Genomic DNA, 21,991 nt, shown 5'->3' with positions numbered 1-21,991 from the left:
TACAAGCTACGGGCAAAGCGGCAAGCGTGTCAAGCGGTGTGTCGGCTCGCGAGCCAGCCTTCAAATTCGGTTTTTACAATTTCGCACCGAAGGCTTATGAGCGCAACACGTGAAGACGGAGGGTGGAGCGATGAACGACAGCGGGGGGAATGCGGAAAGGAAACGGCTTCGACGTCCGTCGCAGGAGCGGACGAGCCAACGCGATCCGGAGCGGACACGCGCCGCAATCCTGGAAGCGGCCACCCGGGAATTCGCCGAAAACGGCATGGGCGGGGCCCGCGTCGACGCCATCGCCGAGCGCGCCGGTACCAACAAGCGCATGCTCTACCATTATTTCGGCGACAAGGAGCAGCTTTACCTCAAGGTGCTCGAAGAGGCCTATGTCGGCATCCGCACCGCCGAGCGCGCGCTCCATATCGGTGACCGCAGCCCGGAGGAGGGCATTGGCGAACTGGCGCTCTTCACCTGGCGCTACTTCCTCCAGCATCCGGAGTTCCTGAGCCTGCTCGGCACGGAAAACCTGCACCGCGCCCGCTGGCTGCGCCAGTCCGTCCGGCTCAAGGAGCTGCATTCACATCTGATCGGCGAGCTTTCCCAAGTGCTGGAGCAGGGAAAGAAACAGGGTGTTTTCATCGAGACCGCCGATCCGTTGCATGTCTATCTGACGATCGCTTCGCTCGGCTATTTCTATCTTTCCAACCAGTACACGCTCTCGACCATTTTCGGCCGAGACCTGATCGAGCCGGCCCATCTCAATGCCTGGGAAAGGCATATCGTCCACGTCACGCTCGCCTCGATCAAGCGCTGAAACTCAAAAGTCGGATTCGACTCTTGACAGGCTTGGCGCTCTTCTGCCATCAAGTAACTGTTTAGTTACCGGCTTGGGAGGGCCGGGCCGCATGCCCGCTCCCCGCCGCAAAAGATTCCAGGGAGGAAAAAATGGCACGCTTGGGGATCATCTTGCACGGCGTTACCGGCCGCATGGGCTACAACCAGCACCTGGTGCGTTCGATTCTGGCCTTCCGCGACCAGGGCGGCATCACGCTGAAATCCGGCGAGAAACTCGAGATCGACCCGATCATCGTCGGCCGCAACGGCGCCAAGATGGAAGAGCTGGCGAAGAAGCACGGCATCAAGCGCTGGTCGACCGATCTGAATGCCGCGCTTGCCAATCCCGACGACACGATCTTCTTCGACGCCGGCACGACGCTGATGCGCGCCGAGCTGCTGTCCAAGGCGCTCGACGCTGGCAAACATGTCTATTGCGAAAAGCCGATCTCCGACGACCTGCAGGTGGCGATCGATCTCGCCCGCAAGGCGCGGCGCTCCGGGCTCAAGCACGGCGTCGTGCAGGACAAGCTCTTCCTGCCCGGCCTGCGCAAGCTGGCGCTGCTCAGGGATTCCGGCTTTTTCGGCAAGATCCTCTCGGTGCGCGGCGAATTCGGCTACTGGGTCTTCGAAGGCGATTGGGGCGTGCCGGCCCAGCGCCCCTCCTGGAACTACCGCAAGGGCGACGGCGGCGGCATCATCCTCGATATGCTGTGCCACTGGCGCTACGTGCTCGACAATCTGTTCGGCGAGGTCAAGGCGGTCTCCTGCCTCGGCACCACGCATATTCCGCGCCGCATCGACGAGCAGGGCAAGCCTTATGATTGCGATACTGACGATGCCGCCTATGCGACCTTCGAACTGGAAGGCGGGGCGATCGCCCAGATCAATTCGTCCTGGGCGGTGCGCGTGCGCCGCGACGACCTCGTCACCTTCCAGGTAGACGGCACGCATGGTTCGGCCGTCGCCGGCCTGACGAAATGCTGGAGCCAGCACCGCGTCAACACGCCGAAGCCGGTGTGGAATCCCGACCAGCCGCAGACGATCGACTTCTACAAGACCTGGGACGAGGTTCCGGATACGCAGGCCTTCGACAACGGCTTCAAGGCGCAGTGGGAGATGTTCATCCGCCATGTCGTCGAGGATGCGCCATGGCCCTACGGCCTGGAAGCCGGCGCCAAGGGCGTGCAGCTCGCCGAACTCGGGCTGAAATCCTGGGCCGAACGCCGCTGGCTCGATGTTCCCGCACTGGAGTTCTGAGCCGTGACCACGATCAATCTCCCCCTCGACGGCAAGATCGTCCCCTATACGCTGACCGGCACGCCGATCGAACTGAAGAAGCGCGACGCCAAGAGCTTTCCGCGCATCGCCTTCGCCGCCGCCCATGTGGTCGCCGATCCGCTCGCCGACAATGATCCCTGGCTGACGCCGGCGATCGACTGGGAGCGGACGCTCGCCTTCCGTCACCGCCTCTGGGATCTCGGTCTCGGCGTCGCCGAAGCGATGGATACGGCGCAGCGCGGCATGGGCCTCGGCTGGCCGGAGGCGCGCGACCTCATCCGCCGGGCGCTTGCCGAGGCGGCCGGCCGCAAGGACGCGCTGATCGCCTGCGGCGCCGGCACCGACCACCTGTCGCCTGGTCCCGACGTGACCATCGACACGATTATCAGGGCCTATGAAGAGCAGATCGAAACGGTGGAGGCGGCCGGCGGCCGCATCATCCTGATGGCCAGCCGCGCGCTCGCCGTCGCCGCCAAGGGGCCGGACGACTATGTCAGGGTCTATGACCACATCCTGCGCCAGGTCAGGGAACCCGTCATCATCCACTGGCTCGGAGAAATGTTCGACCCGGCGCTCGAGGGCTATTGGGGCAATGGTGATCACCTGAAGGCCATGGAAACCTGCCTTGAGGTGATCGAGGCCAATGCCGCCAAGGTCGACGGCATCAAGATCTCCCTGCTTTCCAAGGAGAAGGAAGTGACCATGCGCCGGCAGCTGCCGAAAGCGGTGCGCATGTATACCGGCGACGACTTCAACTATGCCGAACTGATCGCCGGTGACGAACAGGGTCATTCGGATGCGCTGCTCGGCATTTTCGATGCGATCGCCCCGGCGGCCTCCGCCGCACTCGACGCGCTCGGCCGCAAGAGCAACCACGAGTTCTTCGACCTGCTCGAACCGACCGTGCCACTGTCGCGCCATATCTTCAAGGCGCCGACCCGCTTCTACAAGACCGGCGTCGTCTTCCTCGCCTATCTCAACGGGTTGCAGGATCATTTCACCATGGTCGGCGGCCAGCAGAGCACCCGCTCGCTGACGCATCTGGCTGAGCTCTTCCGGCTGGCCGACAAGGCGCGGGTCCTGGCCGATCCGGAACTGGCGGCGAGCCGCATGAAACAGGTGCTTGCCGTCCACGGCGTCCACTAAACGCCGGCGCGGCAATGGGAGGAAATGGTATGCAGGTCGAAGGACTTTCGATCAACCTCGCGACGATCCGCGAGCAATGCGGCTTTGCCGAGGCCGTCGATATCTGCCTGAAGCACGGCATCACCTCGATCGCGCCCTGGCGCGACCAGGTCGCCAAGGCCGGTCTCGACGAGGCGGTGCGGATCGTCAAATCGAACGGCATCAAGCTGACCGGCCTTTGCCGCGGCGGCTTCTTTCCGGCGGCGAACGAGGCCGACTGGCAGAAGAACCTTGACGACAACAGGCGCGCCATCGACGAGGCGGCGGCGTTTTCCGCCGATTGCCTGGTGCTCGTCGTCGGCGGCCTGCCGGGCAGTTCGAAGGATATCGTCGCGGCACGGCAGATGGTGTTCGACGGCATCGCCGCCGTGCTGCCGCATGCGCAGGCCGCCGGCGTCAAGCTCGCGATCGAGCCGCTGCATCCGATGTATGCCGCCGACCGGGCCTGCGTGAACACGCTCGGCCAGGCGCTCGACATGTGCGAGCCGCTCGGCGAGGATGTCGGCGTGGCGATCGACGTCTACCATGTCTGGTGGGATCCCGACCTTGCCCACCAGATCGCCCGCGCCGGCCGGATGAACCGCATCTTTGCCCATCACATCTGCGACTGGCTGGCGCCGACCAAGGACATGCTGCTCGACCGCGGCATGATGGGCGATGGCGTCATCGACCTCAAAGGCATAAGACGGATGATCGAGGCTGCCGGCTTCTTCGGCGCACAGGAAGTCGAGATCTTTTCGGCCGAAAACTGGTGGAAACGCCCGGCCGACGAGGTGATCGCCACCTGCGTCGAGCGCTTCCGGAGCTGCTGCCAGATCTGATTTCACTATTTGTTTCATCACGCATGCAGGAGGATATTCGATGGAGAAACGCCGTTTTGCCCTGATCGGCACCGGAAACCGCGGCACCACCATGTGGGGCAAGGACCTGCTTGCGGGCTGGCGCGAACATGTCGACCTCACCGCCATCGTCGAGAAGAATTCGCTGCGCGGCGAGCGGGCCCGCAACATGATCGGCAGCAATGCGCCGCTCTATGACAATATCGATTCCATGCTGGCCGAGCAGAGGCCGGATCTCGCCATCGTCTGCACGCCCGATCATACGCATGACGATATCATCGTGCGGGCGCTGGAATCCGGCATCGACGTCATCACCGAGAAGCCGATGACCACCTCGGTCGAGAAAATTCGCCGGATTCTCGACGCCGAAAAGCGCACCGGCCGCCGGGTCGACGTCTCCTTCAACTATCGCTATGCGCCGACGGCGGCCAAGATCAAGGAATTGCTGAATGCCGGCGAGATCGGCCGGGTGACCTCGGTCGACTTCCATTGGTATCTCAACACCAAGCACGGCGCCGATTATTTCCGCCGCTGGCATGCCTATACCGAAAATTCCGGCAGCCTGTTCGTCCATAAGGCCACCCACCATTTCGATCTGCTGAACTGGTATCTCGACAGTGATCCTGAATCCGTCACCTCCTTCGCCGACCTGCAGAACTACGGCCGCAAGGGGCCGTTCCGCGGACCCCGCTGCAAGCTCTGTCCGCACACGGGGGAATGCGACTATTATCTCGATCTCGAAGCCGATCCCTTCCTCGATCAGCTCTATGAAGATCCCTCCGAGATTGACGGCTATTTCCGGGACGGCTGCGTTTTCCGCGAAGACATCGACATTCCCGATACGATGGTCGTTTCCATCCGCTACCGCAACAACGTCCATGTCTCCTATTCACTGAACACCTTCCAGCCGATCGAAGGCCATCACCTCGCCTTCAACGGAACGAAAGGCCGTATCGAAATCCGCCAGTACGAAGCGCAGCCCTGGGAAGAGCCGAAGCAGGATACGATCCTGCTCATCCGCAATTTCCCGAACGGCAAAGAGGCTGTGGAGCGCATCGTCGTGCCGCATTTCACGGGCGGGCACTACGGCGGCGACGACCGGATGCGCAACATGATCTTCAAGCCCGATATGGAAGACAGGCTCGGCCAGCGCGCCGGCACGCGAGCCGGCGCCATGTCGGTGCTCTGCGGCATCGCCGCGCTGACGAGTTCGCGCACCGGCAAGGTGGTCGATATCGCCGAGCTGATGCCCGAGCTTGCCAATGACGGTTCGCCGAATTCGCTAAGGACACCACGCTGACGCAGGCCCCGCTGGAGGGGGAATGAACGTCAGGCGATGTTGTCCAGATTCTCTCTGCGGATCTGGTAGAGCAGCGGCCGGCCGCTCATGAAACGCTCGACCTCGTCCGCCGCCATCTCGCCGAGGCGCCCCCGCTCCAGCCCGATGGCGCCGGCGATATGCGGTGTCAGGAAGACGTTGGGCAGATCGTAGAAGGCGGAACCCATGTCTGGAATCTCCGGATCGGTCACGTCGATGACCGCGTCGATGCGGCCGGTCTTCAGCTCCGAAAGCAGGGCGGCCTCATCGATGAGAATGCCGCGCGCGGTGTTGATGAGCGTTGCTCCATCCTTCATCAGCGACAGTTTTCGCGCATCGATCATATGCTGCGTCGACGGCAGTGACGGCGCGTGCAGGGAGACGATATCGGCTCGTCGCATCAATGCGTCGAGATCGACCTTTTCCGCGCCCAGTGCGGCTGCCTCGGCGGCATCGAGCATGGGATCGAACAGCAGCAGCCTGTAGTCGAAGGGTTTCAAGAGCTCGATCACCCGCCGGCCGATGCGCGAGGCGCCGATGATGCCGAGGGTGCGGCCATAATTTCCGATCGCTTCACGCTGCATCGGATAGGTCCGATCGCGGTTGCGGTCGGCGACGTAGAGATCGCGAAAACGGAAGGCGCGTTTGCCGGCGAAGAGGATCGCGGCAAGCGTGAATTCGGCAACCGGCACGGCATTGGCCTCGGCCGAATGGCTGACCGTTATCCCGGCTTCGAAAATGGCGTCGTCGATGATGCCCTTCACCGTGCCCGCCGCATGGACGATGAGACGAAGCTGCGGTGCGGCCGCGGGAATCTCAGGCCCGACATAGGGTGCGCCCCAGCCGGTGATCAGGATTTCGGCTTCGGAGAGCAGGCGCCTTGCCCGCGCGTCGTCCAAGCGCTGCAGCGGCTCGGGGTCCAACAGGCGGCCGATGGTATCGAGCCGGCGCAGGATCTGATCGGGCAGGACATGCTCCGTGCGCGACGGCTCCATGGCAAGGACAATGGCCGGACGGTTCATGGCATCTGTCCGGGCGCTTCGATGGCGCTGACGGTGACGCCCTTTTCCCGCAGCAGGGCCTCCAGCGCCGCGATATCAGGCGCTTGCGGCGGCCGCGTCCAGGCGGACGAGACCGCGGCGGGATCGTCGAGCGCCAGCACCGCGGTCATCAGAATGGTTTCACCGGCCGGAATCTGACCGCGCAGCTGCGGCACGATGGTCTTGGCAACGATCACATTGGTGTTGGGTTGCGCCTTCTGCGCCAGGCCGGCGCGTTTGACTGAAGAGCCGAGGTCGAGAATGCCGGTAAAATCGGCTTCGCCGATCGCATAGGCCGCCCCTTCCGAAGCCGACAGCCTATCCTGCTCGAAGTCGCGGCGGCCGATGGCAAAGCCGCCTTCGGCAACCCGCAGCGGCCGGCCTGACCTGATCCGGTGGAGGCGGATATGCCAAGGGGCGGCGGGCAGGAGCCAAGTTTCGACGTCGGCATCGGGGAAGGGCGACCATTTCGAATACAGCACATCGCCCGCAAGCCGGGCTTCCTCATTGGTTTCGCGCACGCGGTAGTGCAGGCCGTCATCGCTGAAGGCCAGCATTGAATCGAAGGCGGCGAGGCCGAAGGCACGTTCGTCGGATTCGACGCTGAAGCCGTAATGAGTGGAATAGGCGAATTTCGCGTATTTCTCGGTGCCGAAACGCATCTGCAGGTTTTCCTGGCCTGATGACAGCGCCACGACATCGCCGCCCGCCCGCATGATCACCATGCCGGGGTGACGCTGGGGAACGACGTCGGACGCCTGCTCCGGTGCCTTCTCGCTGGCGGTCCAGAACGGATGATCCCCAGCGATTGCGAGCGGCAGAAAGGCTTTGAGCGCCCAGTAGGGCGAGCCGGCGGAATTGTAGCTCTCCGACATCAGCAGGTTCGGATAGCCGAAACCGATCGACAGCACGCCGTCGCGATCGGCAATCGGCTTGTCCTTCCACCAGCGCAGATGCTGCAGGCAGAGATGCTTGATCTCACCCCAGGGCAGAGCCTCAAGATCGGCAAAGGCGAGTGCCGACCAGAAGCCGGCGCAGGCGAAACGATAGGTCAGGCTGCGGCCGAAGGGGATGGTGGCACCGTCGGCGGCAAACCAGTGGCGGAAATCCCGGGCAAAGAGAATGGCGCGCTCACGGTAGCGCTTGGCATAGTCGTCGTCGACGAGCTTCGAATAGATCAGCCCGTAGAAATGCATGGCGAAGGGAATGTAGTGGTCGATGCGGCGCACGTTGCCGTCGCGATACCAGCCGTCGCCGATATAGAAGCCTTCGAGCTCCTGCAGATATTGCCGCGTCAGGCTGCGGTCGAAATCGGCGCCGAGGCGATCGAGCGCGATATCGACGAAAATCCGGAAGAATTTCCAGTTGTTGTCGGCATAATCGAACTGCCTGGCATGTTTGAGATAGGCGACGACATTGCCGCGGGCGCGCGCGTCGAGCGGCTCCCAGATCTTTTCCGGCACCAGCGCCAGGGCAAAACCGAGGGCGGCCAGCTCGACCATCCGTTGATCGCGGCCATTCACCGTTCCCCAATATTCGGGATGGGCGGGATCGGTGCCGTTGGCGAGACCTTCGGCAAAACGATGCCAATGGGCGAAGTCGCCGCCGCCGGCGCCAAACGGCGCCAACCCCCAGAGCGGCCGGGCGAAGCCTTCGAGATCGGCCGCCGCCCGGTCGAAATGGGCGGCGGCGCCACTCAGCCTGACGCGGGCATTGCCTTTCGAAAAACAGGCAAGCAGCGGATCGAAGAGCGCCAGAAGAGCGCGGCTCATATCGGCGCGGGTTTCGAGCGGATTGCCTGCAAGCGGATTGGCGCTGGCGGGATCATAGGTCATCGGCATCACTCACGGGGTTCGACGTTCACAACGGTCCCTCCCGCAACGGGAACGACGGCCTGACAGATGTGGCGCGCCGGCACCGTCCGGTTGCGGAAACGGGACAGCATCAGCGAAACAGCCTCGCGCCCGAGGGCGGCGCGGTCGACGCGCATGGTGGAGAGCTGCGGATTGGTCATCAAGGCACAGGGCAGATCATCGAAGCCGACGATCGCAAAATCCTCCGGCACACGCAGACCGGCTTCGGTGACGGCCTCGAGCACGCCGACGGCGATGAAATCATTCATGCAGAAGGCGGCGGTGAAGCCGGCATTCTCGGCAAGGATCGCGGCCGCGCGTTCATGGGCCTCGTGACTGGCACCGCCCTTTAGCGCCAAGGACACGAAGCGGCCCTCGGCGCCGGGGACGGCGGCGATGGCCGCCTCGAAACCGCGGATGCGCTCCCGGATCGTATGGCGGTGGGAGCCGCTCAGATGCAGAATTCGGCGATGGCCGGCCCGCGTCAAGCGCGTGGTCGCCTCATAGGCGCCGAAGAAATTAGCCGGCGAAACGCCGTCGAACTGCATCCTGGGATCGGTGCCGTTGACGAGAACGGCCGGCGTCATACTGGCCTGCAGCCAGTCGCGCAGCATCTCGTTCGGATCGATGCCGACGAGAAAGAGACCTTCGGCCGCTGTGGCCTGCATATAGTCGCGCACCGAGTCCGGGGTGATGCGATCCTCGCGGACCATCCGGATTTCGAAGGGCATGCCGGCTTCGGCGGCCCCGGCCCGCAGGCCGTCGACGATCGCTTCATAAAAGACGCTGAGACCGCCGGTGACACCGTCGCTGGCAATCAGCGCCAGTGCTCCGGCCACGGATTCCGAAGCCGGCTTGACCGGATAGCCGTGCTCGGCGGCCACCTTCAAGATCTGACGGCGCACGGTGTCGCTGATACCCGGTTCGTTGGCAAGCACGCGCGACACCGTGGAGACGGAGACGCCGGCCAATGTGGCGATATCGGCCTGACGCGGCCGTCTGATTTTTTCATCGTTCATAGGCAAAGCTTATGCAAATTACGCAAATTTGCAAGATAATAGTTATTTCTTGCAATAATTATTTTTTTGCGTACTCTTCTCGCCGAATGCCTGCCACGGCCATTGGAGGATGGCAGCAGGCATATTGGGACAAGGAGGATATCATGCAGGTCAATCGCCGTTCATTCCTGATGGGCTCGGCCGGTGCCGCCGCCGGCCTCGCTTTCGGCGCGGGATGCGCCTTTCCGGCCTTTGCCGAGGACGCTTCGCTGCGCGCCATGTGGTGGGGGTCCAACGACCGCGCCAAGCGCACACTCGACGTCGCCAAGCTCTATCAATCGAAAACGCCCGGCGTCACGATCGTCGGTGAATCGCTCTCGGGCGACGGTTACTGGACGAAACTCGCAACGCAAATGGCCGGCCGCTCTGTCGCCGACGTCTTCCAGCTCGAACCGGGAACGATCTCCGACTATTCCAAGCGCGGCGCCTGCCTGCCGCTCGATGAATTCGTCCCTTCGACACTGAAGGTCGACAGCTTCGGCGCCGATATGCTGAAGCTGACCACCGTCGACGGCAAGCTCTATGGTGTCGGCCTCGGCCTCAACTCCTTCTCGATGTTCTTCGACACGGTCGAATTCGAAAAAGCAGGCATCCCGCTGCCGACGGCCGACCTCACCTGGGATGAGTATGCCAAGCTCGCCGTCGAACTCGCCAAGTCCTCGGGCAAGGGCGGCGGCCCCTATGCGGCGCGTTACGCCTATGTGTTCGATGCCTGGCTGCGCCAGCGCGGCAAGAGCCTCTTTTCCAAGGAAAGCGTCGGGTTCGGTTTCACCGCCGACGATGCCAGGGAATGGTTCGACTACTGGGAGACGCTGCGCAAGGCGGGCGGCACCGTTGCTGCCGACGTGCAGACGCTCGATCAGAACACGATCGACACCAATTGCCTCGGTCTCGGCAAATCGGTGATCGGCATGGCCTATTCCAACCAGATGATCGGCTACCAGCTGATCATCAAGAACAAGCTCGGAATCACCATGCTGCCGCGCGAAAAGAAGGGCGGCCCCTCCGGCCACTACTATCGTCCGGCGCTGATCTGGAGCGTCGGCGCCACGACGAAGAACGGCGAAGCGGCCGCGAAATTCATCGATTTCTTCGTCAACGATGTCGAAGCCGGCAAGATTCTCGGCGTCGAGCGCGGCGTGCCGATGTCGCCGACCGTGCGCGAAGCCATCTTGCCGCAGCTCAACCCGACGGAGCAGGAAACGGTCAAATACGTCAATCTTCTCAAGGATCAGGTCGGCGAATATCCGCCGCCGGTGCCGATGGGCGCAACCCAGTTCGACCAGCGCGTGCTGCGGCCGATCTGCGACGAACTCGCCTTCGAACGGATTTCGCCGGCCGATGCGGCGACCCGGCTGATCGAAGAGGGTAAGGCGACGATCAAGGGATGATCGATCGCCTGACATGAGAGGAGAGGCCCGCAACCCCGGCGGGCCTCTCTATAGAGCGTTTCCGTTTTCCCAGAGTCTCGAAAACGTTCTATCTCTTGGTTTTCACGCAATTCCGGACGCAAACGCTATACAGTTTGGCCGGAATTGCGTGGCGTCAGTTGGCCGCCGGGCTCTCGACCACGCGCCAGTCGGGCCGGCCGAGATCGAACGGCCAGGCATGCACATCGCGGTCGTTGAAATAGACGACTTCCTGCAGGTTCGGGAAAGCGCTCTGCTTCAGCGTCGCGGTTTCCATCCAGGGCTTCATATAGGCGTCGCCGCCCTGGTAGCCGAGTTCCGCCACCCAGATGGGCTTTCCGTAGCCAGCGACGAGATCATAACCCTGCTTCAGCGCTTCGGAGAATGTCCGGTGCTGGTTGTGGGCGAGCTCATCGTAGCGCTCCAGCCCGAAGACCGAGAGCCCGACGAGATCGACATAGTCGTCGCCGGGATAATAGTCCTGCAGGCCCGGCTCGCCCTTCGGCGACCACATGACCCGGGTGCCGGGCGCCTCCTCGCGGACGATGTCCATCATCCGCCTATAGGCCGCGATATAGTCCTGCGGGTTCCAGCCGGCCCAGGAAAACCGGCCGGATTTGTCTTCCATCTCCTGTCCCCAGCGGACGATCACCGGGCTTTTCAACTGAGATATCATCTGCGCGATCGCCCGCATATTGACATCGTAGCCGCCGCGCAGAACCTTTGCGCGAAGCTGGGCGGAGCTCAGCCGCCAGTCGACGTCCCAAGACCAGGGCTCGATGGTAATCAGCAGGTTGCGGCCTCTCGCCAGTGCGTAGGCATCGGCGACGCGCAGCGTCTCCAGATCGACGTCTTCCCAAGGCAGGAACAGGTGTTCCGTCGCGACATTCGTCTGCGCGCCGAAATCGCCGTTCGGATCGTAGGCGCCGAACTTAATGCCGTCGGCATGAACGACCGGACGTTTGTCGATGATCGTCCGCACGCTCGCCGCCGGGTTCGGGACAATGCCTGCATATTGCATCTCGCTTCGGCTCGGCAGATCCGCGACCGACAGCAGCAGCAGCGCTATCGCTGCGGTCGAGAGGTTCTTTTTCATCGGCTTCTTCATGGCTCGCCCTCCTTTTCGGGCTACTCCTGGCTCAGCAGGACCTGCTTCAGGTCGCGCGCCTTCGCGCTCACGGTATCCACAGGAATGAGCTTGCGGAATTCGTCGTCATCACGCGCCTTTGCATGGCGGAAGACGTACCAGTTGCCGTCCGGCTGGCGCCGCTGATAGATCGTGTTGCCGAGCTTCTGGTGACCGAAACAGGTGCTGGCGCGGGCCGCACCCTCGGCATTGGTCCAGGTGGCGCGCATGCAGAGCTGACCGAGATCGTCGACCACCCATCTGCCTTCGGCGAAAGACTGCTTGCCCTTGTTGTTGGTCCAGGCGACGAAGCGCCGGCCCTCGTCGAAGAAATGGCCGCCGCCGGTGTCCCAGGTCCAGGTTCTGTCGCCATACATCCGATAGAGCTCATAGGCGCTGAGCGGCGTCGGTGCCTTCGTTCCCGCCGCCTCGGCACCCAGCGCTGCCACGGGCAGACACAGGCTGAGGGCGAGGGCTGCCCCATACAGTCTCGATCCGATACTCATTACGTCCTCCTACTCAATACTTGCCGGTTCCGCCGGCTCAGACACCTTGTTGATCCCGCCCCGTGTTTCCAAAGCCATTCCATCTGATGCGGAACTTCACGGTCCTGGTCTTGCCGCCCAGACCGGCGCCGGCAACGGCAAACTGCGATTGGCTGAAACTGACGATCGTCTGGCCGTGGGAAAGGGCTTCGAGGCTGCGCAGACCGTGGTTGCCGGCCTGCATGCCGCCGGTGACGCAGATCGCCAATCCGGTGGCCGTCGCAAGCCAGAGCCCGCGTGATTGCGGCCGCAGCGGCAGACCGTTTTCGATCGCATGGCGCATGACGATCAGCACCGTCAGCGACAGATAGATGGCAAGGTTCATCGCGGCGAAAATATAAAAGCCCTGGGCCGATGCAGCCTCGTTGGGAATAGCCATGGCGGCAGCGCAAAGCCCGGCCAGCCCGATATAGGGCGCGACGACGCGCAGCGGCAAAGACTGCTGCTGCTGCCTTCCCTTCGGCGTAATGCGAAAGTCGACGAAGGAACCGGAGATGTGGTCGCGAACGGCCGCCAGACTGCCGGCGAGCGACCATGGCCAGCGCAGGAAAATGAAGGCAAGCCCCTCCCAGCCGAACAGTTTGGCATTATGCGGCCTGAAGGTTCTCGTCGCCCGCCAGAAGAAGGCAAACAGCGTCAGCACGATCGATATCGGCGCGAAATGCAGCAGGAAATCCGGATAGGTGACGGCGACGAAGACATGGCCCGTCAGCAAGGCGGCAACCGGCAGCAGGAACATTACCGCCATGAAGGCGGAAAACAGCGGATACCACAGCTGCGAGAACACGAACTGCAATCTCAGCCGCAAAGGCAGACGCACGATATAGCGGCGGGAATGTTGCAGCAGAATGGTGACGAGGCTGCGCGACCACTGGAATTCCTGGACGACGAGATCGGCGAAATTCGCCGGGCCGTCGCCATGGGCAATGGCATCGACGGCATGCACGCCACGCCAGCCGCCGGCATTCATCATCAGCGTCGTCGAATGGTCTTCGGCAAGCTCGGGGCCGAGGCCGCCGATCTCACGCAGCGCCGACGTGCGAACCGCATAATGCGAGCCGATGCAAAGCGGCGCCCAGCCATTGTTATATCCGGTCTGCAGCGAACCGTGCAGGCTCGCCTCCGCATAGAGCCTGCCGCGTGCCGCCCAGCTTGCCGCTGCATTCGCATCGCAGATGCTGGGCGCCGAGACATAGCCGATGCCGGGATCGGCAAAAGGGCGCAGGATCTCGCGGAGATAGGTGGGCGTCGGGACGTGATCGGCATCGAACTGGGCGACGAAGTCGTAGCGCGCATAGCCGTAATGATCGTAGAAATAAGCGAGATTACCCTCCTTGCACCGCGTCCGGCGCGGCCAGACGGTGCGATGATAGTCCGCCACCCCTTTTCGGGTCGAGATCAGCACGCCGTGCTCGGCGCACCAGCGCCTGGTTTCCTCCGAAGGATCCTCGTCGGCCAGCCACACATCGAAATCGACGCCGACCTGGTCGAGCATCGCCTGCAGCGTGGCGCGGACGACGGCGAAAGGTTCGGACGGCGCCTTGGTGACCACCATCGCCACCCGGCCTTCCGGAAGCGGGGCGCCGGGACTGACCGTCCGCGCATCGAGGAAGATGAGGATGAAATAGGCCGGCACGAGCGTGATCCAGGCAAGCACCAGGGTGATAAGGATGAAGGCGGCCCAGGAAATGACATGGGCCGACTGGCACCACCAGATCCAGAAGTAGCCGAGCGACGCCAGCCAGCAGACAATGCCGAAGCCATAGGCAACGCGGTTCCAGCCGGTGAAAACAGGATCGAACGTATCCGCGGCGGTGGCGGCTTTTGCCGTCCTGGCGCCGTAGCCAAGGCGCGAGACGTCACTCATGCGATGACCCCCAGTCCGAAGGTCGGGCTGGCGGTGCGAATGATCGTATCGATATCCGAAAGCGCCGGCGTGAAGCCGAGTTCCGCCTTGGCCCGTGCTGTGTCGGCAAAGAGGACCGGCGGATCGCCGGTACGGCGGGGGCGATAACGCACGGGGACTTCATGGCCGGTCGCGCGATGGATGGCTTCGAGAATCTCACGCACCGAGGTGCCCCGGCCGGAGCCGAGATTGACGCTGAGCGAGGCGCCATCCGCCATCAGATGATTGACGGCGGCAAGATGCGCCTGGGCGAGATCGCTGACATGAATATAATCGCGCACGCACGTTCCATCCGCGGTCGCATAGTCTGTGCCGAAGACATCGAGCCACTCCAGCCGGCCCGCGGCAGCGAGAAGGGCGCGAGGGATGAGATGGGTCTCGGGTTGATGGCGCTCGGCAAGCTCACCCTCGGGATCGGCGCCGGCCGCGTTGAAATAGCGCAGCGCGGCGAAGCGGATCCCATAGGCGGCGGCAAAATCCTCGAGCGCCATCTCGAATATCAGCTTGGTGCGCCCATAGGGGTTGACCGGCAGTTGCGGGCTTTCCTCGCGGATCGGCAGAGCGGCGGGAATGCCATAGGTGGCGCAACTGCTCGAAAAGACGATCCGGCCGATATCCTGGTCGAGGCAGGCCTCGAGCAGCGTCAGGCTGCCGACGACGTTGTTCCGGTAATATTTCCTCGGCATCTCGACGGATTCGCCGACATAGGCATGGGCACCACAATGGATGACGCAATCGGGCGAAAATTCTGCGAGAGTCCGGCGCAGCGTGGCGGCGTCGCCAAGCTCGGCCCGAATGAGCGGTCCCCAGCGGACACTATCGGCGTGTCCGGTCGAGAGATTGTCGTAGGTAACAGGGACCATGCCGGCGCGCGCCAGCGCTTTGCAGATATGACTGCCTATGAAACCGGCGCCGCCGGTGACCAAGATGTAGCGGGGCATCTCATACGACCTCCGCCTTCTCTGTGCCGGCGAGCACGCCGTCGAAATAGTCGACGGTGCGGGTGAGGCCGGTTTCGAGCCCGATGCAGGGCTGCCAGCCGAGCTCCGCCGCGGCCCTGGAAATATCCGGCCGCCGCTGGCGGGGGTCGTCGACGACCCGCGGCAGATGGACGATCCGGGAACGGGAATTCGTCAGGTCGCGGATGATTTCCGCCAGGCGGCGAACGGTGAACTCGGCCGGGTTGCCGAGGTTGATCGGACCGATGCAGGCGCTGCCGGCGGCCGAAAACCGCAGGAAACCGTCGACGAGATCGTCGACATAACAGAAAGAGCGGGTCTGCTCACCATCGCCATAAATCGTCAGATCGGCATTGCGCAGGGCCTGCACGATGAAATTGGAAACCACCCGCCCGTCGTCCGGACGCATGCGCGGCCCGTAGGTGTTGAAGATGCGGCCGACCTTGATGTCGACGCCGTAGGTTCTGTGATAGTCGAAAAACAGGGTTTCGGCGCTGCGCTTGCCTTCATCGTAACAGCCGCGCGGTCCGATCGGGTTGACATTGCCGCAATAGGATTCGCGCTGCGGGCTCTGGTTCGGGTCGCCATAGACCTCCGATGTCGACGACTGGACGACGATCGCGCCGGTCTTGCGCGCGCAGTCCAATGTATTGACGGCGCCGAGCACATTCGTGAGGAGCGTGCCGACCGGATCCCGCTGATAATCGGGCGGAGAGGCGGGCGAAGCGAAGTTGAAGATGAGCGACGCCTGGATATCGAAGGGCTGGCGGACATCATGCTCGACGATCTGGAAGCGGGTGTTCGAGGTGAGGTGATCGACATTGGCGCGGCGGCCGGTGGAAAAATTGTCGAGACAGATGACTTTATGGCCGCGCTGCAGAAGTCTTTCGCAGAGATGCGAGCCGAGGAAACCGGCCCCGCCGTTGACGAGGACGGTGCGCTCCCCCTGGGGCACCGCTATGCCTGATGCTTCAGAATAGCCTTCGCTGGGAACGATACTACGCATTACAAACTACCTCCCATGTTTAGTCTTTTGATTTATTGAATGCGCTACGTTCCTCCATTATCCTTGTCGATAATTCGCCTTCAGGCTATCACAACACGAATAACGTTCTAGTTATTCTTTTGATAACAGAATTACTATTCAAATGATATGACGATAACAGCCAAGGTCAACTTTAAAAATTACAACCATCCAAAATAACTACGCAACTATTCTTAATTTTAACGAGTGATTAATCACTTTCTATCTATTTTGCACTTACAGCGAGCATCCCGACATTTGCTCAAGCTTCACTCAATGAAGTTGAGGTAAAAGAAACAGGAAGGTCGGCCGCGCTGAACTGCGCACCGAGCTTGCATCCGGAAGCGCCCTATGCGAGGGGTTTTGGCCATGTTGAAAAAACAAGCTGCAGGGCAGCCGAAGGGTTGGCGCCTGATTCATTTTGCGATGTTCGCATGGGGAACGATGTTTTTTGCGATCGGAGCGACGGCCTGCACGGTCGTTAACGAAGACATCGCCGCCATCGCGAAAAACAACGCGGTCGAGACGCCACGCGTCTCGAAGGCTTATGGCTATCCCGCAGATCGGCCCGAACCCCCGGCCACAGCAACGGTTCGCGTCGCCTATCACGGTTCAGCGCCCTACATCTGCTCTCCAAGCGGCTTCGGACAGAAGTCCCGCTGCTTTGCGCGCCCTTCGATCTGAAACAACAGCACCGGTGCATAATTCCTTAAATCGGAATCGGTCCAGGGCCCAAATTATGCAGCGATTCCAAGTGCGACAGCGCCCTCAGCGCGTCTGATGGAGACGCGGCGCCGTCAATCAATTGCGCCACCGGCCGGACATGTCGTCGTCGCCGGTAGGATGCTCGTTGAAGAAACGGGATGCCGCTTCCGTGCGGTTTCGGACGTTCATCTTCTTGTAGATGTTGCGGACGTGAACCTTCACCGTGTTTTCGGAAAGATGCAGCTTGTCGGCGATGATCTTGTTCTGCGTGCCCTTGCAGATGAGATCGAGGATCTGAACCTCGCGGGTGGTCAAAGCGGAAATGCTGTCGCGCCTCAGCTTCAGCGCATTGGTACGCGCCACGTCGACCGACTTCGTCTGATAGAGTGACGGCTCCAGCTGGGCGTTGTTGTTGGTCAGACGATTGAGAAGCGCTGACGGAAAATGTTCGCCGCCCTTCATCAGTAGATCCACCGCGGCCATGAAGACATCGAGCCGCAGGTTGAGCGGCAGGACCCCATCGATGATCCTTGCCTCCACAAGCCGGCTGACATAGGGTTCAAGCATGTCGATGGCTTCGACGACCAGTCCGACAGAGGTTTCCGGGTGATTTTCGCGGGCTGCCTGCAGCGCCTCATGAAGCTCCGGCGCAGGTATATGATAGAATAAAACGAGCTTCAAATCGCCGGTATCTTTTTCCAGCATCGGCTTCGTGCTCGTTATGCTTGCTACTTCGCAGTTGGGAAACTTCTTCGCCAGCGCTTCTACCATGCATTCTGAAAACAGATCCGCCTTGGCGACCACGAGGATAGTATTTCCTGAAGAACCTAACTTCCTTCCCTGGTCTGCATTCTCCATTCCTGAGCCTGTCATGAACATATACGCCTCCCCTAGCGTTACACTTTACTCAAACGTGGAGCGATGGCGGGTATTAAATATTATGAAATGCCGGCCCCTGATGTCACCGCTTTATTTTTTAGACATTTCTTAATAATGTTAATACGGATTGAGAAGGAAGGAAATGGCCCAAAGTGATTAGTTTTAGTGGGCAAAAAACGATAATATACAAAGTTTTGGTTGCATTTTTACTGTCGGTGATACTTCAAGGTTATATCTGCTCTTAATATAGATGAGCGCTCGATGTAATAATTCAGTACAGATTGTTATATTTTTCTGCAGTCGGGAAGTGTCGAATATGAGACAGGCAACCGTCGAACGGCGCCGCTCAACCCAGCGGCGGATGCCGGTATCCGGGATGCTCGCGGCTCGGCGGGCGAAGGGCCAGCCTCGTCTGCACTGACGATATGCCGGGCGTGCAGTCGCCATGGTCTTTGATTTTGCGTTGCGATCGTTGTTAAAAGAGGCGCAAGCCAATTTTGCAACTCCTCAGTGGAAACTCATGCAGACCAATGCAGATCGCGCCGAAAGGGAACGGCTTCTGGCCATTCTCGATTTCTGGCACAAGATCGAGTTCTTCATTCCCTACGATCTCTCCAGTCGTATCGTCACAGGTGAAGGGCGCAGTGTCTTCTGGCTGCATAGAAAGACGCTCGAAGATGACGGCGCCGCACTCCGTCGTCCAGCGATCCCCGAAGAGAAACAGATTACCGGTTTTACCCTGTTCCTCGGCGTTTTCAACAAATCCGAAATTACCGGCATCCGCAGGCATTTCGACAGTGTGGCGGCCGATATGTCAGAATATGAGGATGCCGAGCGCAGCGATCTCGATGGCGATACCTGCTTTGCCAGCCTGCAGCTTACGCCCCTGGGGCAGCCGATTTTCGAAACATTTTCCGTTTCCACGCTGCCATGGGCTCTGGGACGCGTGCGGAAATCCGGCCTCTCCTCGCTCAGTTCCGAGGCATTTGCCGACAGTAAGCGGCAGCTATCGGAGTTACTGCAAAATTTTCGGGCGCAGCGGCATTTGAGATCTTCGTCCTGCGGGGACATGGACGATCGGCCGATCAATGCCGGCGAGATCCTGACGCTGCATGAATTGCTCTGCGATTGGGCCAAATTTGCCTCCCATCGGGAGAAGCCCATCGCCGCCGTTGAAATCCGCTACAAGGACAAGGTGGAAAAACCGGAAGTCCTCTCGCTGCCGCCGCAGCAGGAGAGTCCTTCGCCCGACGCCGACGATGCGGAGGATGAGAGCGCAAATGTTGAGGAAGAGATCGGTATCCTGAACAGCTTCTTCATCGAGGATATCGAGCGGGCGATGTTGCGCGTCAAGCAGGGCGATATTCCCGAGCCGCTCAGGCGATATCTCACCGCGCTTGCCCGGGAGAAGCGGACCGACCTCTACTCGGAGGATGGACGCCGGGCGATCGTCCGGGCCTTGCATCCTGGCAATCTCAACCGCGGACGCTGGCTCGGCGAACCGCATCGGGCGATGAGCCTCATGCAGCAGTTCGCGATCAATTCAGCCATCGGCGACCTTGCGGAAACCGGGCTTTTCTCGGTCAATGGTCCACCGGGAACGGGAAAGACGACCCTGCTTCGTGACATGTTCGCGGATAACATCGTTCGGCGCGCCCGGGTTCTCTCCTCGTTGAAGACGGCGCGCGATGCCTTTGACGGATCGGTGCACCGTGCCATTTTCGCAGACCGGAGCACCGCCACCCTGTCGGCGCTGATCCCGGCCCTTGCCGGTTTCGAAATGGTCGTCGCCTCCTCCAACAACGCTGCCGTGGAGAATATTTCGCGTGACCTTCCCAAGCGAAGCGCGATCGCCAGAGGGTCTTCATTCCAATATCTGCAGACGGTCGCGCACAAGATCGCCTGCCAGAAGGACAATGGCGCCACCGTCAAGCTTTCCGATGGCGACCGACCATGGGGGCTGATCGCCTGTGCGCTTGGGAATTCCAGGAACCGCCGCGCCTTCAAGGAACGTTTCGCCTTCATGGAAATCACCGACCGGCCGAAGCCCGGCTGGTCCGGCACGGACAAGCCACAGACCATTTGGGAATGGCTGAAGAGCTATGAAGGACCGACCTTTGCCGAAGCATCCCTGGCTTTTCATGCCGCCGACGGCGCTGTTCGCGACAAGATCGGCCAATATGCACGTTATGCCGATCTCCATGAGGAGATCACGCTCGTTTCGCAGGACAGCTTCTGCGGCGAGGCGCTTGAAAGGGTGGCGGCGGCTGCAGGCGAACGTCGAGATGCGCAGGACCGATGCGACAGGATCGCCGCCGAAATGCTTCGCATCAGCAAAGGTTTGTCTGATCTGAAGGACGAGGAACGGTTGCTCGACCGCAGCGCTCCTGCGCGATGGAAGAGAGTCCTGGCGACCAACCCCGCCCGACAGCATCGGCAAGATGTCGTCGCCAATGCCCGGAGGCAACTGGAACTGCGCCAGGCGCTCGCAGAATGCGAGCATCAGCTTGCCAAAACCGATGGCCCCGGGCTGGAAAGGGCTTTGCGGGAGCATGAGCGAGCTGAACGGGCACTGCGGTCCCGACAGAAAATCTGGTCCGCGAAAAGAGAAGAATTCGAGCGGCTGGCGGAGATTCTCGGTCACCCCGCCGCACCCGGGCGTCTCGCTGATCTCGAGACCGAGCAGGTCCAGATCGACGGCCTGTGGCATCAGGACGAACTGGCGGCTTTGCGTTCGGCATTGCTCGAAGCGGCGTTGACGCTGCATGAGGCCTGGCTGGCGGATGTCGGCAGGAAGGGCGGAGGCTTCGGCGGCAACATCGTCGCTATCAGCAAACTGCTTTCCAACAACAATCCTGTCGACAGCGACCGTATTGCATTGATCTGGCAGAGCCTATTCATGATCGTTCCGATCGTGTCGACGACGTTCGCATCCTTCTCCCGGCAGTTCCACGGTCTCGAAGCCGGGTCGATCGGCTGGGTTTTCATCGATGAGGCCGGTCAGGCCGTGCCCCAGGCCGCTGTCGGGGCCTTGCTGCGGGGACGCCGCGTTATGGTGATCGGCGATCCCCAGCAGATCGAGCCGGTCTTCACTCTGCCGAGCGCGCTGATCACCGCCACCGCTGCCCTCTCACCCCATACGGCGACAGGACAATATTCACCGAACATGGCCTCGGTGCAGATGCTGGCCGACGCCGCCAACCGTTACGGAACGATAATCGAGGGCGAGGAAGCGGACGGACTCTGGATCGGCACGCCTCTCAGGGTGCATCGGCGCTGCATCGATCCGATGTTCGGTCTTGCCAACCGGATCGCCTATCAGAACAAGATGATATTCGGGCTGAAGGAGCGCCGGCCGGCCGGCGATGCGACTCCGTTTTACGGCGACAGCGCCTGGATCGACATCAAGGGCAAGGTATCCGGAAAACAGGCTGTTGCCGAGCAGACGGACTTCATCGTCGATCTCCTCACCGCTACGTATTACCGCGACGGCGCACTGCCGGATCTCTATCTCATCTCGCCGTTCAAAGAGATCAAGAACCGTCTGAGGGAGGCTCTGACCCATGCAAGATGGATCGACCCGGACGGCAATCCGCGTTCATCCCCGCCAAGACTGTCGAGGTGGCTGCGGGAGCGGATCGGCACGGTGCACACTTTCCAGGGCAAGGAGGAGGACATGGTTTTCATGGTGCTCGGCGCCGATGCCGACCACAGCGGAGCGGCAGCCTGGGCCGCATCGAAGCCAAACCTCCTGAACGTGGCCCTGACGCGCGCCAAGCGCCGATTCTACATCGTCGGCGACCGGACCCTCTGGGAAACCCTGCCTTATTTCCGGGAGACGGCGAACGCCTTGGATAGGATTCAGGCGGTGGATTTCCTTGCTGCAATTGCTTGGAACTGAAAGGGCGTTTTGAGGAACGGTCAGTCCGTCCGCAGTTTGACTCCAGGGCCAAAACGCAAAAAAGCCCCCGCGGGGGCTTTTGAGATAGTGAATGGAATTTGGTTGCGGGGGCAGGATTTGAACCTGCGGCCTTCA

16 protein-coding genes and 1 pseudogene are annotated in these 21,991 nt (G+C 61.5%); 8 read left to right on the top strand and 9 right to left on the bottom strand.

All coding sequences use genetic code 11. The features are described 5' to 3' along the window. The first annotated feature begins 130 nt into the window (after positions 1–130). From CO666_RS11735 to CO666_RS11715, 5 genes are all read left to right on the top strand, one after another. Positions 131–808 (top strand): TetR/AcrR family transcriptional regulator, encoded by a 678-nt coding sequence (locus CO666_RS11735; RefSeq protein ID WP_097612308.1) that lies wholly within the window; start codon positions 131–133, stop codon positions 806–808. Positions 809–939: 131 nt separating this feature from the next. Beyond that, on the top strand, positions 940–2,088 hold the full coding sequence (locus CO666_RS11730; protein ID WP_097612307.1) for a Gfo/Idh/MocA family protein: 1,149 nt from the start codon (positions 940–942) through the stop codon (positions 2,086–2,088). A 3-nt stretch (positions 2,089–2,091) separates the two neighbouring features. Continuing rightward, positions 2,092–3,255, top strand: coding sequence for a dihydrodipicolinate synthase family protein (locus CO666_RS11725; RefSeq protein WP_097612306.1), 1,164 nt, complete (start codon positions 2,092–2,094; stop codon positions 3,253–3,255). Positions 3,256–3,284: 29 nt separating this feature from the next. After that, positions 3,285–4,115, top strand: a complete 831-nt coding sequence (locus CO666_RS11720; protein WP_097612304.1) for a sugar phosphate isomerase/epimerase family protein — start codon at positions 3,285–3,287, stop codon at positions 4,113–4,115. Between the two features lie 40 nt (positions 4,116–4,155). After that, positions 4,156–5,433, top strand: a complete 1,278-nt coding sequence (locus CO666_RS11715) for a Gfo/Idh/MocA family protein (RefSeq protein ID WP_097612302.1) — start codon at positions 4,156–4,158, stop codon at positions 5,431–5,433. 29 nt (positions 5,434–5,462) lie between these two features. Here CO666_RS11715 and CO666_RS11710 read toward each other — a convergent pair whose 3' ends face one another. The 3 genes from CO666_RS11710 to CO666_RS11700 are packed head-to-tail and all read right to left on the bottom strand — an operon-like array spanning position 5,463 to position 9,363. Then, positions 5,463–6,473, bottom strand: coding sequence for a hydroxyacid dehydrogenase (locus tag CO666_RS11710; RefSeq protein ID WP_097612301.1), 1,011 nt, complete (start codon positions 6,471–6,473; stop codon positions 5,463–5,465). After that, the gene (locus tag CO666_RS11705) at positions 6,470–8,326 is read right to left on the bottom strand and encodes a DUF2264 domain-containing protein (RefSeq protein ID WP_097612550.1); all 1,857 of its coding nucleotides are present in this window, start codon (positions 8,324–8,326) and stop codon (positions 6,470–6,472) included. The genes CO666_RS11710 and CO666_RS11705 overlap by 4 nt, the downstream gene beginning before the upstream one ends. Before the next feature lie 5 nt (positions 8,327–8,331). Continuing rightward, positions 8,332–9,363 (bottom strand): LacI family DNA-binding transcriptional regulator, encoded by a 1,032-nt coding sequence (locus CO666_RS11700; protein ID WP_097612299.1) that lies wholly within the window; start codon positions 9,361–9,363, stop codon positions 8,332–8,334. 143 nt (positions 9,364–9,506) lie between these two features. On the opposite strand from CO666_RS11700, the gene CO666_RS11695 reads away from it, so the two are divergent. Next, positions 9,507–10,793 carry an ABC transporter substrate-binding protein gene (locus CO666_RS11695; RefSeq protein WP_097612297.1) on the top strand — a complete coding sequence of 429 codons (1,287 nt, stop codon included), beginning with the start codon at positions 9,507–9,509 and terminating at the stop codon, positions 10,791–10,793. A gap of 154 nt (positions 10,794–10,947) precedes the next feature. Here CO666_RS11695 and CO666_RS11690 read toward each other — a convergent pair whose 3' ends face one another. The 5 genes and pseudogenes from CO666_RS11690 to CO666_RS11670 form a co-directional block, all read right to left on the bottom strand. Beyond that, positions 10,948–11,919 carry a glycoside hydrolase family 26 protein gene (locus tag CO666_RS11690; RefSeq protein ID WP_097612295.1) on the bottom strand — a complete coding sequence of 324 codons (972 nt, stop codon included), beginning with the start codon at positions 11,917–11,919 and terminating at the stop codon, positions 10,948–10,950. A gap of 6 nt (positions 11,920–11,925) precedes the next feature. Next, positions 11,926–12,443, bottom strand: a pseudogene (locus CO666_RS11685) (DUF995 domain-containing protein); the annotation flags it as partial. Positions 12,444–12,480: 37 nt separating this feature from the next. Continuing rightward, a complete protein-coding gene (locus CO666_RS11680) occupies positions 12,481–14,349 on the bottom strand; it encodes a glycosyltransferase family 2 protein (protein ID WP_097612291.1) in 1,869 nt (622 codons plus the stop codon). After that, complete coding sequence (gene galE, locus CO666_RS11675; protein WP_097612289.1) at positions 14,346–15,329, bottom strand: UDP-glucose 4-epimerase GalE; 984 nt, start codon at positions 15,327–15,329, stop codon at positions 14,346–14,348. Before galE ends, CO666_RS11680 begins: the two co-directional genes overlap by 4 nt. A 1-nt stretch (position 15,330) precedes the next feature. Beyond that, complete coding sequence (locus CO666_RS11670) at positions 15,331–16,353, bottom strand: UDP-glucuronic acid decarboxylase family protein (RefSeq protein ID WP_097612288.1); 1,023 nt, start codon at positions 16,351–16,353, stop codon at positions 15,331–15,333. A gap of 387 nt (positions 16,354–16,740) precedes the next feature. On the opposite strand from CO666_RS11670, the gene CO666_RS11665 reads away from it, so the two are divergent. Continuing rightward, complete coding sequence (locus tag CO666_RS11665; protein WP_097612286.1) at positions 16,741–17,055, top strand: hypothetical protein; 315 nt, start codon at positions 16,741–16,743, stop codon at positions 17,053–17,055. A 117-nt stretch (positions 17,056–17,172) separates the two neighbouring features. Here the strand turns inward: CO666_RS11665 and CO666_RS11660 are convergent, their stop codons facing one another. Next, positions 17,173–17,955, bottom strand: coding sequence for a helix-turn-helix transcriptional regulator (locus CO666_RS11660; RefSeq protein WP_097612284.1), 783 nt, complete (start codon positions 17,953–17,955; stop codon positions 17,173–17,175). A 520-nt stretch (positions 17,956–18,475) separates the two neighbouring features. Between CO666_RS11660 and CO666_RS11655 the strand changes: the two genes are divergently transcribed. Continuing rightward, positions 18,476–21,856, top strand: a complete 3,381-nt coding sequence (locus CO666_RS11655) for a DEAD/DEAH box helicase (protein WP_097612283.1) — start codon at positions 18,476–18,478, stop codon at positions 21,854–21,856. Positions 21,857–21,991 lie beyond the last annotated feature (135 nt).

Origin of the sequence: Rhizobium chutanense (assembly GCF_002531935.1) — a bacterium.
Lineage (GTDB): Bacteria > Pseudomonadota > Alphaproteobacteria > Rhizobiales > Rhizobiaceae > Rhizobium > Rhizobium chutanense.
The sequence above is the reverse complement of the archived record's forward strand: the minus strand, read 5'-3'. Positions and strand labels throughout refer to the sequence as shown.

What these genes read in the sequence shown, in the direction of transcription:
- CO666_RS11665 (WP_097612286.1), top strand. Translation starts at nt 16,741, where the DNA reads ATGTTGAAAAAACAAGCTGCAGGGCAGCCGAAGGGTTGGCGCCTGATT.
- CO666_RS11710 (WP_097612301.1), bottom strand. Translation starts at nt 6,473, where the DNA reads ATGAACCGTCCGGCCATTGTCCTTGCCATGGAGCCGTCGCGCACGGAG.
- CO666_RS11670 (WP_097612288.1), bottom strand. Translation starts at nt 16,353, where the DNA reads ATGCGTAGTATCGTTCCCAGCGAAGGCTATTCTGAAGCATCAGGCATA.
- CO666_RS11695 (WP_097612297.1), top strand. Translation starts at nt 9,507, where the DNA reads ATGCAGGTCAATCGCCGTTCATTCCTGATGGGCTCGGCCGGTGCCGCC.
- CO666_RS11715 (WP_097612302.1), top strand. Translation starts at nt 4,156, where the DNA reads ATGGAGAAACGCCGTTTTGCCCTGATCGGCACCGGAAACCGCGGCACC.
- CO666_RS11655 (WP_097612283.1), top strand. Translation starts at nt 18,476, where the DNA reads ATGCAGACCAATGCAGATCGCGCCGAAAGGGAACGGCTTCTGGCCATT.
- CO666_RS11660 (WP_097612284.1), bottom strand. Translation starts at nt 17,955, where the DNA reads ATGTTCATGACAGGCTCAGGAATGGAGAATGCAGACCAGGGAAGGAAG.
- CO666_RS11735 (WP_097612308.1), top strand. Translation starts at nt 131, where the DNA reads ATGAACGACAGCGGGGGGAATGCGGAAAGGAAACGGCTTCGACGTCCG.
- CO666_RS11720 (WP_097612304.1), top strand. Translation starts at nt 3,285, where the DNA reads ATGCAGGTCGAAGGACTTTCGATCAACCTCGCGACGATCCGCGAGCAA.
- CO666_RS11690 (WP_097612295.1), bottom strand. Translation starts at nt 11,919, where the DNA reads ATGAAGAAGCCGATGAAAAAGAACCTCTCGACCGCAGCGATAGCGCTG.
- CO666_RS11680 (WP_097612291.1), bottom strand. Translation starts at nt 14,349, where the DNA reads ATGAGTGACGTCTCGCGCCTTGGCTACGGCGCCAGGACGGCAAAAGCC.
- CO666_RS11730 (WP_097612307.1), top strand. Translation starts at nt 940, where the DNA reads ATGGCACGCTTGGGGATCATCTTGCACGGCGTTACCGGCCGCATGGGC.
- galE (WP_097612289.1), bottom strand. Translation starts at nt 15,329, where the DNA reads ATGCCCCGCTACATCTTGGTCACCGGCGGCGCCGGTTTCATAGGCAGT.
- CO666_RS11705 (WP_097612550.1), bottom strand. Translation starts at nt 8,326, where the DNA reads ATGACCTATGATCCCGCCAGCGCCAATCCGCTTGCAGGCAATCCGCTC.
- CO666_RS11700 (WP_097612299.1), bottom strand. Translation starts at nt 9,363, where the DNA reads ATGAACGATGAAAAAATCAGACGGCCGCGTCAGGCCGATATCGCCACA.